Source organism: Kineosporia mesophila (assembly GCF_021129235.1).
Taxonomy (GTDB): Bacteria; Actinomycetota; Actinomycetes; order Actinomycetales; family Kineosporiaceae; genus Kineosporia; species Kineosporia mesophila.
This window is the reverse complement of record NZ_JAJOMA010000001.1, coordinates 552,298-566,383: the sequence shown is the minus strand read 5'-3', so window position 1 is coordinate 566,383 and position 14,086 is coordinate 552,298. Positions and strand designations below refer to the sequence as shown.

At 67.1% G+C, this 14,086-nt stretch carries 9 protein-coding genes; 1 reads left to right on the top strand and 8 read right to left on the bottom strand.

Translation table 11 applies throughout. The annotated features are described in order from the left end of the window. Nucleotides 1-115: 115 nt before the first annotated feature. Entirely contained in the window at nucleotides 116-1,549 is a 1,434-nt protein-coding gene (locus LR393_RS02140; protein WP_231481160.1) for a bifunctional folylpolyglutamate synthase/dihydrofolate synthase, read from the bottom strand. Between the two features lie 94 nt (nucleotides 1,550-1,643). On the opposite strand from LR393_RS02140, the gene LR393_RS02135 reads away from it, so the two are divergent. Then, a complete protein-coding gene (locus LR393_RS02135; RefSeq protein ID WP_231481159.1) occupies nucleotides 1,644-1,862 on the top strand; it encodes a hypothetical protein in 219 nt (72 codons plus the stop codon). Between the two features lie 70 nt (nucleotides 1,863-1,932). Here the strand turns inward: LR393_RS02135 and LR393_RS02130 are convergent, their stop codons facing one another. The 7 genes from LR393_RS02130 to LR393_RS02100 all read right to left on the bottom strand — a co-directional run bounded on the left by LR393_RS02130 (nucleotide 1,933) and on the right by LR393_RS02100 (nucleotide 13,660). After that, nucleotides 1,933-2,850, bottom strand: a complete 918-nt coding sequence (locus tag LR393_RS02130; protein WP_231481156.1) for a siderophore-interacting protein — start codon at nucleotides 2,848-2,850, stop codon at nucleotides 1,933-1,935. 197 nt (nucleotides 2,851-3,047) lie between these two features. Then, entirely contained in the window at nucleotides 3,048-5,426 is a 2,379-nt protein-coding gene (locus tag LR393_RS02125; protein WP_231481154.1) for an immune inhibitor A domain-containing protein, read from the bottom strand. 224 nt (nucleotides 5,427-5,650) lie between these two features. After that, nucleotides 5,651-8,050 carry an immune inhibitor A domain-containing protein gene (locus tag LR393_RS02120; protein WP_231481152.1) on the bottom strand — a complete coding sequence of 800 codons (2,400 nt, stop codon included), beginning with the start codon at nucleotides 8,048-8,050 and terminating at the stop codon, nucleotides 5,651-5,653. Nucleotides 8,051-8,252: 202 nt separating this feature from the next. Next, a complete protein-coding gene (locus LR393_RS02115; RefSeq protein WP_231481150.1) occupies nucleotides 8,253-10,523 on the bottom strand; it encodes an immune inhibitor A domain-containing protein in 2,271 nt (756 codons plus the stop codon). 333 nt (nucleotides 10,524-10,856) lie between these two features. Beyond that, the gene (gene clpX / locus LR393_RS02110) at nucleotides 10,857-12,137 is read right to left on the bottom strand and encodes an ATP-dependent Clp protease ATP-binding subunit ClpX (RefSeq protein ID WP_231481148.1); all 1,281 of its coding nucleotides are present in this window, start codon (nucleotides 12,135-12,137) and stop codon (nucleotides 10,857-10,859) included. Between the two features lie 119 nt (nucleotides 12,138-12,256). Beyond that, on the bottom strand, nucleotides 12,257-12,967 hold the full coding sequence (locus LR393_RS02105) for an ATP-dependent Clp protease proteolytic subunit (RefSeq protein ID WP_231481146.1): 711 nt from the start codon (nucleotides 12,965-12,967) through the stop codon (nucleotides 12,257-12,259). Between the two features lie 117 nt (nucleotides 12,968-13,084). Further along, nucleotides 13,085-13,660 (bottom strand): ATP-dependent Clp protease proteolytic subunit, encoded by a 576-nt coding sequence (locus LR393_RS02100; protein WP_231481419.1) that lies wholly within the window; start codon nucleotides 13,658-13,660, stop codon nucleotides 13,085-13,087. Nucleotides 13,661-14,086 lie beyond the last annotated feature (426 nt).

Here is a 14,086-nt window from a genome sequence, read left to right as displayed (position 1 = left end):
ACAAAAAGCCAAAAGTCCGCCGAGCGGTCGTCCTCTTTTATTGGCGATCATGCGAAGCGTCCCCGGGAGTTATACAACTCCGGGGACACTTTGCCTGATCACGAAGGGTTGAGGCCTAGCGGACGCGGAACAGTCGGCGGACGTCGGCGGCCATGGTGACGGAGCCGGTCGCGAGCACTCCGCCGCCGATCATCCCGCCCTCCTCGGCCTTGCCCATGGCGTAGTCGAGGGCGTCGTCCAGGCGCTCGAAGGTGGTCACCCGGTCGTCGCCGAAGACGTCTTCGGCGATCTCGGCCAGGTCGTCCGGGGCCATGGCACGGGGCGAGGAGGTGCGGGTGATCACGACCTCCTCGAGGACCGGTTCCAGGGCACCGAGGATGGACTCGGCGTCCTTGTCCTCGAGCACGGCCACCACGCCGACCAGCCGGCTGAAACCGAAGGCCTCTTCCAGGCTGTCCGCGAGAACCTGGGCCCCGGCCGGGTTGTGGGCGGCGTCGATGAGCACGGTGGGGCTGCGGCGGACGACCTCGAGGCGGCCGGGCGAGTCGACGTCGGCGAACGCGGCACGCACCACGTCGATGTCGAGACCCGTTCCCTCGCGGGAGTTGTCGGTGGCGGACCAATCGCGGCCGTCGGAGAGCAGGAAGGCCTCGACCGCGACCAGTGCGGCCACGGCGTTCTGGGCCTGGTGGGCGCCGTGCAGGGGGATGAAGATGTCCGGGTAGACGGCGGCGGCGCCCTGGAGCGTCAGCAGCTGACCGCCGAGCGCGACCTCGCGCTGGCTCACCGAGAAGTTCTGGTTCTCGCGCAGAACGGTGGCCCCCACCTCGGCGGCGCGGGACATCAGGGGTTCCGTGGCGTCGTCGTGCTGCTCCGAGAGCACCGCGACCGCACCGGGTTTGATGATGCCCGACTTCTCGGTGGCGATCGTGGCCACGTCGTGCCCGAGCAGGCGCTCGTGGTCGATGCCGATCGGGGTGATCACGGCGACGCGGGCGTCGATGACGTTCGTCGCGTCCCACGAGCCTCCCAGCCCGACCTCGACCGCGGCGACGTCGACCGGGGTGTCGGCGAAGGCGGCGTAGGCCAGCGCGACGAGCACCTCGAAGTAGGTCATCCGCGGCTTGCCGGCCTCGGCGTTCCGGGTGTCGACCAGGTCGAGGTAGGGCTTGACCTCGTCGTAGACGTCGACGAAGCGCTGCTGGTCGATGATCTCGCCGTCGATGGCGATGCGCTCACGCACGTCTTGCAGGTGCGGGCTGGTGAACCGGCCCGTGCGCAGGTTGTGCTCGCGCAGCAGCCGTTCGATCATGCGGGTGGTGGAGCTCTTACCGTTGGTGCCGGTGACGTGCACGGCCTCGAACGCGCGCTGCGGATCGCCCAGCAGCTGCACCACGGCCTCGATGCGGTCGAGGCTCGGGATCAGGTCGTGCTCGGGCGCCCGGTCGAGAATCTCCCGGTACACCTGTGCCGCCTGCTGCGACAGCGCCCGCGCCGCCGCGATCTCCTTCTCGTCGTGCTGCGGGCCGCGACCCTCGACCCGCGCCATCAGCGCCTCACCTCGAACAGGAACATTCCCCGAGCCTATCCGCCGGGGTGGGTAAACCTCGCACCCCACCTCGCGGCTGTGCCTGGCGTGGCCGATGGCCGGTGTCGTGACATCGCTGTTCTTCACCGGAGACAGCGCGTACTGCGTGCACCACGGCGACGAGACCCGGACGCGGTCCTGGGTGTGCCGTATCGACCGGCAGACGGGGGAGCTCACCGGCGTCGTCTTCGACTGCGAGAAGAACGTGGAGGACTGCTCTTTCGACCCGTACTCCCGGCCGACCGGATGGCCCGGTACCTGGAGCGAACCCTGAAACCTGCCGTGGTCATGCAGACCTTCCCGGGGAAGGTCTGCATGACCACGGACGAAGTTACGAGGGTTCGTTACAGGCCGGCCTTCTCGTACTCCTCGTCGAGGATCTCCGAGGCCTCGGCGCTGGACAGGCCCTTCTCGATCGCCTGGTAGTAGACCTGCACCAGCTGGTCACCGCCCACCTGGGCGAAGGTCTCGTTCCAGACCTCGGCGTCCTGGCGCCAGTAGCCCACGGTCTGCACGCGGTCCAGCGGCCAGCCGTGCGTCTTGCGCATCAGCTTGCGGATCTCCCGGGACTGGGCCGCCTCGCCGGAGTACCAGACGTAACCCGGCCCCTGCGAGATCAGCTCGGGGAGCTTGGCCGCGATCAGCTCGACCAGGGCGCCGGGGGCGACCCCGTTACCGGTACCCACGCTGGCGTCCACCCCGGCGGCGTTGCCCTGGGTCTCCGGCAGGGCGGCGAGGTCGGCGACGTCGGCCGTCTCGACCATCGCGTAGACCCGCGGACCGTCGGCGGGGCACTCCTCGATGATGCGGGCCAGGGCCGGCAGGCCGGTGAGGTCGGCCGCGGCGAGGATCCACACGGCATCGGCCGGCGGCTCGTACCAGCAGCGCGGGCGGGTGATGAGGATGACGTCGCCGACGCAGGCGTTGACGGCCCACTCCCCCGCGACGCCACCCGGGTGCACGACAAAATCAATTGTCATCCGGGCGTTCTCACCGGGCTCGAAGGCACGGATGGTGTAGTTACGGCCCGGCGGGGCCACCTCCGGGTCGTGGTGACCCCAGACGCCGTCCTGCAGCGTGGTCGGGGCGGGCCGGTCCTGGCCGGGCCTCGGGAACCACAGCACCACGGCCTCGTCGGCCACACCCAGCGGCTCGTACCCGGGCATCTGCTCACCGCCGAGCACGATCCGCACCAGGTGCGGGCTCAGCCGCTGCGTAGCGACGACCTCGGCGTAGAGGGATCCGGAGGTGGCGTACGACATGGTTGTTCAGCTCCCGGCTCGGGCAAGGGGGACGGATCGCCGTCGAGGGCACCATTAATTTCTTAGGCGAGCCTTACCTTAGATGACCGGGCTGGAACGTTCCACCCTCGGTGCCGGGTTGTGACGCATCCCCCCGCACGGACGGCGCCCCGGTCTCGGGACGAGACCGGGGCGCCGCCGGAAGGACCGGGATCAGGTCAGGAGGTGACCTTGACCGTCAGCGAGGTGCCCTTGACCTTCTGCACCTCGATCTTCACCCCGGCCTTCGCGACCTTCACGCCGTGGTCCGGCACGACCGTGTCGTAGTAGTTCTTCGTGTCGTCGAAGAGCGGGTTGCCCTTCAGCCCCTTGATCGGGCTCTTCACCCCGTCGACGTGGAGCGTGAAACTGTCGGCCTTCTTCAGGCCGAACGGGGCGTCGTAGAGCTGTACCCGGGTGCGCCACGGCGTGCCCGTCACCTGGTACAGCGGCGCCGGGTGGGCGTCGACCGTCAGGTTGCGGCCCTCACCGGGGTGCACGCTGACGTTGTTGTCGGAGAACGACGTGTCCCAGTAGGTGACCAGCAGGCCTTCCTGGTACGGGAAGTGCTCCACGTAGTCGGGTTTCGTGGACGGCCAGCCGAAGTTGTACGGGCCGGTCCGGAGGTACTTGTCGTAGCTGACGTACGACCGGTGCGCCGCGATGTAGTAGTGGTCGTACTCGGCCACGTCGGTACCCGTCGTGCGCCGGAAACCGTTCGCGGTCCAGGCACTGTCGGCGGTCTCCGCGCCGTCCTCGAACACCGTCGTGCCCCCGGCGGCGACCTTGATGTCGTCGAGGAAGATGCCGGCGGGCAACGTGTCGTCGGCCCCCTGCGCCGCGGTGTCGGTGGAGTAGCGGAACCGCAGGCTCACCGTCTTGCCGGCGTAGGCCGACAGGTCGAAGGTGGCCGGCTGCCAGCCGTCACTCACCCCGTCGATGCCGTTACCCTCGGCGGCCTTGGTGATCGACCCGGCGATCGGCGTGAACCCGCTGCCGTCGTCGATGTCCACGTAGGCGTAGTCACAGGCGTCGGCACCGCAGTCCTCGATGTTCCAGTTGGCCTGGAAGGTCAGCTGGGGCGAACCGGCTGGCAGGGCCACCGAGCGGGTCAGCGTGTTGCTCAGGTCGTTACCGGTGTCGCTGTACCACTCGTACTCCCCGGACACGGGTTGCGCGAGCTCTTGCGTGACCTGTTTCTTCGGCAGCACCACCACCGTGGCCTGCGGTTTCTTGGTGTTGTACTCGGCCGGGCCGAGGTCGATGGTGCGCTTCTTCTTCTTGCCCGTGGTCGTGGCCGTCACGGCCTCGTAGTCCAGCCAGCCCAGCTGCAGCTTCTCCCAGGCGCCGATGTCACCGGGGCGGGTACCGAGCGCCTCGCCCTTGCCGTTGAGCCGGCTCTGGGCCATCAGCGACCAGTACTCGACCGGGCTGCTGCCGCCGTTGGCGATGTCGTAGTTGTCGGGCAGGCCCAGGTCGTGGCCGTACTCGTGGGCGAACACGCTCAGGCCACCGTTCTCCGGCTGCGTGGTGTAGTCACCCACCCAGAGGCCGGTGTCACCGATCTGCGTGCCGCCCAGCTTGTTGTTCGCCGGGCCGGTGGTGCCGGCACCGTTGGAGTAGGCGTACCAGCGGTGGCTCCAGATCGCGTCCTCACCCTGCTGCGGGTCACCGTCGGCCTGGTCGCCACCGGCGTGCACGATCTGGAAGTGGTCGATATAACCGTCCGGCTCGTTGAAGTTGCCGTCACCGTCGAAGTCGTACCGGTCCCACTGATCGAAACTGGCCACGGCCGACTTGATCTCGGCGGCGCTGACACCCTTGGCCTGCTGGTCGGCGACCCAGGCCTGAAGCGCGTCGGCAATCATCACCCAGGTGTTGCTGCACACGTTGCCGGCGCACGGGTAGCCGTTGGACCGGCCGTACCGGGCCTCGTTGTACGGCAGCTTCACCCAGTCGGTGACCGTGCCGTCGACGCTGTAGCGGCCCGAGCTCTGCGTCTCGTAGTAGGTCTTGAGCGACTCGACGCCCTTGCCCTCACCGAAGTACAGGTCCTCGTAGTGCTTCTTGCTGTAGTCCGCCTGCCAGACGGTGGAGTTGTCGTTCTTGGCGGGCCGGGGGATCTTGTTGTGCACCGGGCCCTCGAACGTGGTCGGGCCGGGAATGGTGGCGCTGGTGTCCTGGTCGGGATAACTCGGGTGCCGTTCGTTGCCGAACTCGGCCAGCACCACGAAGACCCGGTCGGTCTGCTCGCGGGCGAGCTCGACGTACCGGTCGTCCTTCTTCCCCTTCTTCCCCGCCAGCTTCACGACGCGGCTACCGTTCTTGGTGGTCACGGTCGCTTCGCCGTTGAGCACCTGGGTCACGGCCTCGTCGCGCAGGGCCCTGGCCTTGTCCTGCATCGGGCTGGACAGGTCGTCCGTGCCCTGAGCCGACTGATCCGCAGTCCCGATCGGGGCCTGCGTCAGCGGGGTTGATGCCACAGCCGTGCCGGGGAGCGCTAGTGCCGCGCCCGCCGCCACGGAGAGGGTCGCCAGACCCACCAGGACTTTTCGCACACAGACCTCCCAGTCCGCGGTGCCGCGGTACAGGTTGCCGCCGCACTCTGGGAGAAACCTAAGCGAATTCTGTGTCTGCGTTAAGGCCCTTTGGTCGATTTGTCTTTCTGGCAACATGAGGTTTCATGTCGGACTTACGGGGCAACGCACAACGGCCCGGCATCTGAGCGATGCCGGGCCGTTGCCGTTGTTACTCGTGTTTCTGGTGAGACGAAAGATCTTGCTCAGGAGGTGACTTTGATGGTCATCGCGTCCTTCTTCTGCTTCACGACCTCGATCTTCACCCCCGCGCCCCGCACCTTCACACCATGGTCGAGTTGAACCGGGTCGAAGTAGTTCTTGGTGTCATCGAACACCGGGTTGCCGGCCCGCTTCCCGATCTTCGTCTTCTCGCCCTCGACGTGCAGGCCGATCCCGTCCGTCTTCTTGAGGCTGAACGGAGCGTCGTAGATCTGGATCCGGGTGCGGAAGGGCTTTCCGTCACTGCGGTAGAGCGTCTCCGGATGGGCGTCGACGTTCAGGTTCAGCCCCTCCCCCGGGTGCTGACTGACATTGTTGTCGGTCTGCGAGGTATCCCAGTAGGAGACGAGAAGCCCTTCCTGGTAGGAGAAGTGCTCCACCTTGTCGGGCTGCTCGCTCTGCCACCCGAAGTTGTACGGGCCGGTCTCCAGGTAGCGGTCGTAGCTCACGTGCGAGCGGTACCCGGCGATGTAGTAGTTGTCGTACGCCTGTGTCTCCGTACCCGTCGTGCGCTGGAAACCGTAGGCCACCCAGCCGTTGTCGCCGGACTCCGCACCGTCCTCGAGAGCCTTCCCGATCGCGATGTCGTCGAGGAAGAGGCCGGCCGGGGCCTGCGGGTCGGTACCGGCCACGGCGCCGTCGGTCGAGTACCGGAACCGCAGGGCCACGTTCTTGCCGGCGTAGGCGCTCAGGTCGAACGTGGCCGGCTGCCAGCCCTTGCTGGCCCCGTCGATCGCGTTGCCCTCGGCCGCCTTCGTGATCGAGCCGGGCAGGGCCTTCCAGCCCTTGCCGTCACTCACCTCGACGTAGGCGTAGTCGCACGGGTCGTCGTCGCAGTCCTCGATGTTCCAGCTGGCCTGGAACGTCAGCTGCGGCTTGCCCGCGGGCACGGTGACCAGGCGGGCCAGGGTGTTCGTGATCGCGTCACCACTGCCGCTCCACCATTCGTACGAGCCGCTCCGGGGCTTCACCAGTTCGGTGGTGACCTGCTTCAACGGCAGGGCGACGATCGCCGCCTGGGTGCGGGCGGTGTTGTACTCCTCCGGCCCGAGCTCGACGATGCGGCTCTTGCGGCCCGTCGTCACGACCTCGTAGTCGAGCCAGCCGAGCATGAGCTTGTTCCAGGCGGCCAGGTCACCCGGCCGCTCACCGAGGGCCTCCCCGGCCGCCCCGAGCCGGCTCTGCGCCATGAGCGACCACCACTCCACGGCATTGCCCTGGCCACCGGCGGTGTCGTAGTCGTCCGGCAGGCCCAGGTCATGTCCGTACTCGTGGGCGAACACACTCAGGCCACCGTTCTCCGGCTGGATCGTGTAGTCACCCACCCAGATCCCGGTGTCACCGATCTGGGTTCCGCCGAGCGGGTTCTGCGGAGGGCCGGTGAGGCCGGCCAGGTTGTAGTTCGTGTACCAGCGGTGGCTCCAGATCGCGTCCTCACCCTGCTGCGGGTCACCGTCGGCCTGGTCGCCACCGGCGTGCACGATCTGGAAGTGGTCGATATAACCGTCCGGCTCGTTGAAGTTGCCGTCACCGTCGTGGTCGTAGCGGTCCCACTGGTCGAAACTGGCCACGTCCTGCTTGATCTGGGCATCGGTGCGGCCGGCGGCCTTTTGCTCGCCCACCCAGGACTTCAGGGCGTCGGACAGCAGCAGCCAGGTGTTGCTGCACACGTTGCCGGCGCACGGGTAACCGTTGGACCGGCCGTACCGGGCCTCGTTGTACGGCACCTTCACCCAGTCGGTGACCTCGCCGTCGACGCTGTAGCGGCCCGAGCTCTGCGTCTCGTAGTACGTCTTCAGCGACTCGGCCCCCTCACCGTCGCCGAAGTACAGGTCCTGGTAGTGCTTCCGGTCGTAGTCGGGCTGCCAGACGGTCGAGTTGTCGTCCGCCCCCGGCTCCGGGATCTGGTTGTGCTGCGGCCCCGGGAACACGGCCGGCCCGGGCGTGTCCGGGTCGGTGTCCTGGTCGGGATAGTTCGGGTGCCGCTGATCACCGAACTCGGCCAGCACCACGAAGATCCGGTCGGTCTGCTGACGGGCGAGCTCGACGTAGGTGCCGTCGTCCTTGTCCTTGGCACTGATCTTGCCACTCGTTCCGGCGGAGTCCGCCAGCTTCACCACCTTGCTGCCGTTGCGGTCCTCCACCTCGGCCTGGCCGTTCAGGACCTCGGTGAGCGCCCTCTGCCGCAAGGCGCGAGCCTTGTCCTGCATCGGGCTGCTCAGGTCGTCCTCGGAAGAGACGGCGCCGAGCGCGCCGTCGACCGGTGCCGCGGCCTGGATGCCCGGCCGCGGCTGGGCCGCGGCCACACCGGCCACTCCTGTCGCTGTCAGCGCGACGCAACCGGTGATCGAGAGGGTCGCCAGACCCATCAGGACTTTTCGCATGTATTCGGTCCCCCGTACGCGTGCCCCGTGAGCGCCTCGTCCCCAAAGTACGCAAGGCGCCCGGGCGATCATGCCCGACCACAACGTCCTCTGGTCGCCGGGAGCCGCGCATTGATACGTTCACCCGCCACCGGTCGCCGGGCAAACGACCGATGACCGGCCCGGCACCGTTTCGGCGGTGCGGACCGGTCATCGATACCTATCAGTCCGTGGTGACCTGGATCGTCATCGCGTCCTTCTTCTGCTTCAGCACCTCGATCCGCACCCCGGCGTCACGAACCGTGACACCGTGGTCGAGCTGCACCGGGTCGAAGTAGTTCTGGGTGTCGTCGAAGACCGGGTTGCCCGCGAGTTTCTTGATCTTCGTCTTCACGTCGTTGTTGTGCAGGGTGATGCTGTCGGTCTTCTCCAGGCCGAACGGTGCGTCGTAGATCTGGACGCGGGTGCGGAACGGGGTGCCGTTGCTCTGGTAGAGCGTCGCGGGATGCGCGTCGACGTAGAGGTTGCGGCCCCCTCCCGGGTGCTGGCTGACGTTGTTGTCCGAGTACGAGGTGTCCCAGTAGGAGACCAGCAGCCCCACCTGGTACGGGTAGTGCTCCACGTAATCGGGGTTGGTGGCGAGCTTGCTGAAGTTGTACGGGCCCGTCTTCAGGTACTGGTCGTAGCTGATGTACGAGCGGTGACCGGCGATGTAGTAGTTGTCGAACTCGGTGGTCACGGTGCCGTCGGTGCGGGTGAAACCGTTCGCGGCCCAAGCACTGTCGAGCGTCTCGGCACCGTCCTCGAACGCCCCGCCGACGGCGATGTCGTCGAGGAAGAGACCCGCCGGGGCGGCCGGGTCCTGGCCCTGCACCGCCGGGTCGGTGGCGTAGCGGAACCGCAGGCCCACCGTCGTCCCGGCGTAGGCCGACAGGTCGAAGGTCGCCGGCGTCCAGCCGTCGCTGACCCCGTCGATGGCGTTGCCCTCGCCGGCCGTGGTGATCGAGCCCGGAATGGCCTTCCAGCCACTGCCGTCGTCGACCTCGACGTAGGCGTAGTCACAGGCGTCCGGACCGCAGTCCTCGATGTTCCAGCTGGCCTGGAAGGTGAGCTCCGGCGATCCGGCCGGCACCGCGACGTCCCGCGACAGCGTGTACGTCTGCCCGTTGCCCGAGCCGCTCCACCACTCGTACTGCCCCGTCTTCGGCTGCACGAGCTCGTCGGTGACCTTCTTCTTCGGCAGCACCACGACCGCGGCCTGCGGCCGGCCGGTGTTGTACTCCTCCGGTCCCAGGTCGATGGTGGTGTCCGCCCCGCTGCCCGCGACCACCTCGTAGTCGAGCCAGCCGAGCTGGAGCTTCTGCCAGGCGCCGATGTCGCCCGGTCGCGTGCCGAGCGGCTCACCCTCGGCGTTCAGCCGGCTCTGGGCCATCAGCGACCAGTACTCCACCGCATTGCCCACGCCACCGGCGGTGTCGTAGTCGTCCGGCAGGCCCAGGTCATGACCGTACTCGTGGGCGAACACGCTCAGGCCGCCGTTCTCCGGCTGCATCGTGTAGTCGCCCACCCACAGGCCGGTGCTGCCGACCTGGGTACCGCCGAGCTTGTTGTCCGCCGGGCCGGTCTGGCCCGCCTGGGCCGAGTTCACGTACGAGCGGTGGCTCCAGATCGCGTCCTCGCCCTGCTGCGGGTCGCCGTCGGCCTCGTCACCGCCCGCGTGCACGATCTGGAAGTGGTCGACGTAGCCGTCCGGCTCGTTGAAGTTCCCGTCGCCGTCGAAGTCGTACCGGTCCCACTGATCGAAACTGGCAACCTCGTCCTTAATTTCGGAGTCACTGACCCCCTGGGCCTGCTGGTCGGTGATCCAGGCCCGGAGAGCGTCGCCGATCAGCACGCCGCTGTTGCTGCACACGTTGCCCGAGCACGGGTAGCCGCCCGAGCGGCCGTAGCGGGCCTCGTTGTACGGCACCTTCACCCAGTCGGTGACGGCCCCCTCGACGCTGTAGCGGCCCGAGCTCTGCGTCTCGTAGTACGTCTTCAGTGAATCGCCCTCACCGAAGTACAGGTCCTCGTAATGCTTCTGGTCGTAGTCGGCCTGCCAGACGGTCGAGTTGTCGTCCTTGGCCGGCTCCGGGATCGCGTTGTGCAGCGGGCCCTCGAAGGTCGTCGGCCCGGCGGTGTCCGGGTCGGTGTCCTGGTCGGGGTAGCTGGGGTGCCGCTGGTTGCCGAACTCGGCCAGCACCACGAAGATCCGGTCGGTCCGCTCCCGGCTCAGCTCGACGTAGGCGTCGTCCGCCGCCCCGGGCCGGCCGGTCAGCTTCACCACCTCGCTGCCGTTGCGCTTCTGAACCACCGCATCACCATTGAGGACGTCGGTGAGCGCCTCCTGTCGCAGAGCGCGCGCCTTGGTCTCGATCGGGCTGAGGAGGTCGTCCGATCCGGCGTTCTCGACCACTGCGGTACTGCTCGTTGTGGGCGCTGCGGTCGCTGTCATCGGTAGCAGGAGCCCGGCTCCCGCTGTCAGAGACAGGGTTGCCAGACCTACCAAGGCTTTTCGCACTCAGTCCTCCGGACCTTCAGGCCCGCGGTCGAACGCCACGGGATTGACAGGAAACCTAAAGGCTTGGGCGAAGCGGGCAAGCTACGCATTCATGACGTATGTGTTTCGCCATGAAAACGCCCAGCTCACCGGCCGGTGCGAGACATTTGCCATATGCGGTTCCCGCGGGCAACCTTTTGCCGACTCCCGCTGGACCGCACAAAGCGGCCGGCCCCTCGTGACGAGGGGCCGGCCGCTTGCTCGATCTTCTGCTTGACTCTTACCTGGTCAGGCCGACTTATCGCGCCGCTCACGCGGTTTGCGCACCGGCGCCTCGCGCGGCACCAGCGTCGGGATGACGTTCTCCAGCACCACCTCGCGGGTGACCACGCACCGGGCGACATCGTCGCGGCTCGGCACGTCGAACATCACCGGCAGCAGGACCTCTTCGACGATGGCCCGAAGACCTCGCGCACCGGTACCCCGCAGGATGGCCTGGTCGGCGATGGAGTCGAGAGCGTCTTCGGTGAACTCCAGCTCCACGCCGTCGATCTCGAACATGCGCTGGTACTGCTTCACCAGAGCGTTCTTCGGCCGGGTGAGGATGCGCACGAGCGCCTCCCGGTCGAGGTTCGAGACCGTGGTGATGACCGGCAGACGACCGATGAACTCCGGGATCAGCCCGAACTTCAGCAGGTCTTCCGGCATCACGTCGGCGTACGAGTCGTTGTTGGCCTTCGCCTCGTGCAGGGGGGCGCCGAACCCGATGCCCCGCTTACCGACCCGGGACTGGATGATCTGGTCCAGCCCGGCGAAGGCCCCACCGACGATGAAGAGCACGTTGGTGGTGTCGATCTGGATGAACTCCTGGTGCGGGTGCTTACGGCCACCCTGCGGCGGCACCGACGCGGTGGTGCCTTCCAGGATCTTCAGCAGCGCCTGCTGAACACCCTCGCCGGAGACGTCCCGCGTGATCGACGGGTTCTCCGACTTCCGGGCGATCTTGTCGACCTCGTCGATGTAGATGATCCCCGTCTCGGCCTTCTTGACGTCGTAGTCAGCCGCCTGGATGAGCTTCAGGAGGATGTTCTCGACGTCTTCACCGACGTAACCGGCCTCGGTGAGGGCGGTCGCGTCGGCGATGGCGAACGGGACGTTGAGCATCTTGGCCAGCGTCTGCGCCAGATAGGTCTTGCCGCAGCCGGTCGGGCCGATCAGGAGGATGTTCGACTTGGCGATCTCGACCGGCTCGTCGCCGCGCCGGCCGGGCTCGCCCGCCTGGATCCGCTTGTAGTGGTTGTACACCGCGACCGCGAGCGACTTCTTCGCCGGCGTCTGCCCGACCACGTACTGCTCCAGGAAATCAAAGATCTCCTTCGGCTTCGGCAACTCGACCAGACCGAGTTCACTGGCCTCGGCCAGCTCCTCCTCGATGATCTCATTGCACAGGTCGATGCACTCGTCGCAGATGTAGACGCCGGGCCCGGCGATGAGCTTCTTGACCTGCTTCTGGCTCTTTCCACAGAAAGAGCACTTCAGCAGGTCGCCACCGTCTCCGATGCGTGCCACGCGCAGTCCTTCCTCCGGGGGGCTTGCTGGCTCATCGACCGTCGGTTCCGACCGGCCCCAGCACCATTCAACGCCACTGGGACGCCGCTGTCAGCGGCACCCCCTGTTCGTTCGGCGTGTCAGGAGCCGGACGGGGCAGGCGCCGTGGACACCTGCGCGCCCTTACGGCTCGTGAGCACCTGGTCGATAAGCCCATATTCCAGGGCCTGCTGAGCGGTCAGGATCTTGTCCCGCTCGATGTCCTTCTGCACCTGCTCCGACGTCTTGTTGGAGTGCAGTGCGATGGTGTCTTCCAGCCAGGTGCGCATGCGCAGCACCTCGTTGGCCTGGATCTCGATGTCCGACGCCTGGCCGTAGTCGCCACCGGACATCGCGGGCTGGTGGATCAGCACCCGCGCGTTCGGCAGTGCCAGCCGCTTGCCCTTGGTACCGGCTGCGAGGAGCACGGCAGCGGCCGAGGCGGCCTGGCCGAGGCACACGGTCTGGATCTCCGGCTTCACGTACTGCATGGTGTCGTAGATTGCCGTAAGAGCCGTGAACGAGCCACCCGGGCTGTTGATGTAGAGGGTGATGTCACGATCCGGGTCCTGGCTCTCCAGCACGATCAGCTGCGACATCACGTCGTCGGCCGAGGCGTCGTCCACCTGCACGCCGAGGAAGATGATGCGGTCCTCGAACAGCTTGGTGTACGGGTCCATCCGCTTGAAGCCGTAGGCCGTGCGCTCCTCGAAGTTCGGGAGCACGTAGCGGCTGCTGGGCGCGGCGACCTGGCCGGCGCTGCGACCGGAACCCGGCAGGTGCAGACCTGCGTGGTGGTCGGGGTAGCTCATCGGGTCACTCCTGTACTTGCTGCGGGAAGACAAGGGTCGATGTCGGTCGGGACGGTTCGGGCTGCCTGACTACCTGGCTGCGTGAGCTGCACTGGCTGCAAGCGGGCGGGCCGGGGATCAGGCGCCGGTACCGCCGCCACCGCTGACGTCACGCGCGGAGCTGACCACGTGGTCGACGATGCCGTAGTCCTTGGCTTCCTGCGCGGTGAACCAGCGGTCGCGGTCGGAGTCCTTGGTGATGGTCTCGACCGTCTGACCGGTCTGCGCCGCGATCAGCTCGGCCATCTGCCGCTTGATGTGCAGGATCTGCTCGGCCTGGATCTTGATGTCCGTGGCCGAACCACCGATACCGCCCAGCGGCTGGTGCATCATCACGCGGGCGTGCGGGGTGGCGGAGCGCTTGCCCTTGGCCCCCGCCGTCAGCAGGAACTGACCCATCGAGGCCGCCAGGCCCATGGCGATGGTCGCCACGTCACAGGAGACGAACTGCATGGTGTCGTAGATCGCCATGCCGGCCGTCACCGAACCACCGGGCGAGTTGATGTAGAGGTAAATGTCTTTGTTGGGATCTTCGGCCGCCAGCAACAGCATCTGCGCGCAGATCGCGTTGGCGTTCTCGTCGCGCACCTCGGACCCGAGGAAGATGATGCGGTCCTTGAGCAGACGGTTGTAAACGTGGTCGTCATAGCCCATGCCGGGCGACGCTGAGCGGGCCACCGGCTGGTCGAACGAATTCGTAACCGGCGGGTTGTCCCCCGGAACGATCAAGTGGCTCACGATGTCGCTCCCCAAAACGTTGGCACCTGACCCCGGGTTACCGGGGCGTCCGGGTGGGCCACCCGGTGCATTGACCCTAACGCGAGCGCCTCCCGGTGATCCTCCCCTACCGACCGTTGTTCGCTGTTAGCGCACCAGAGGCCCCTGGGCATGACCCATATGGCCTCTGACCAGGCGACACGCGGGTTACCGACGGGGCAGCGCAAGGGCCGGACGGTCCAATCCGAGGGATCCGAACCGTCTTTCCTGGTCGTCCCGGCGGTATTGACCGGAGACGACACCGGGATTCGTACGCGGAAAGCAGAACCGGCACCCTGCCGGGCTCAATGCCTGCGGGGTGCC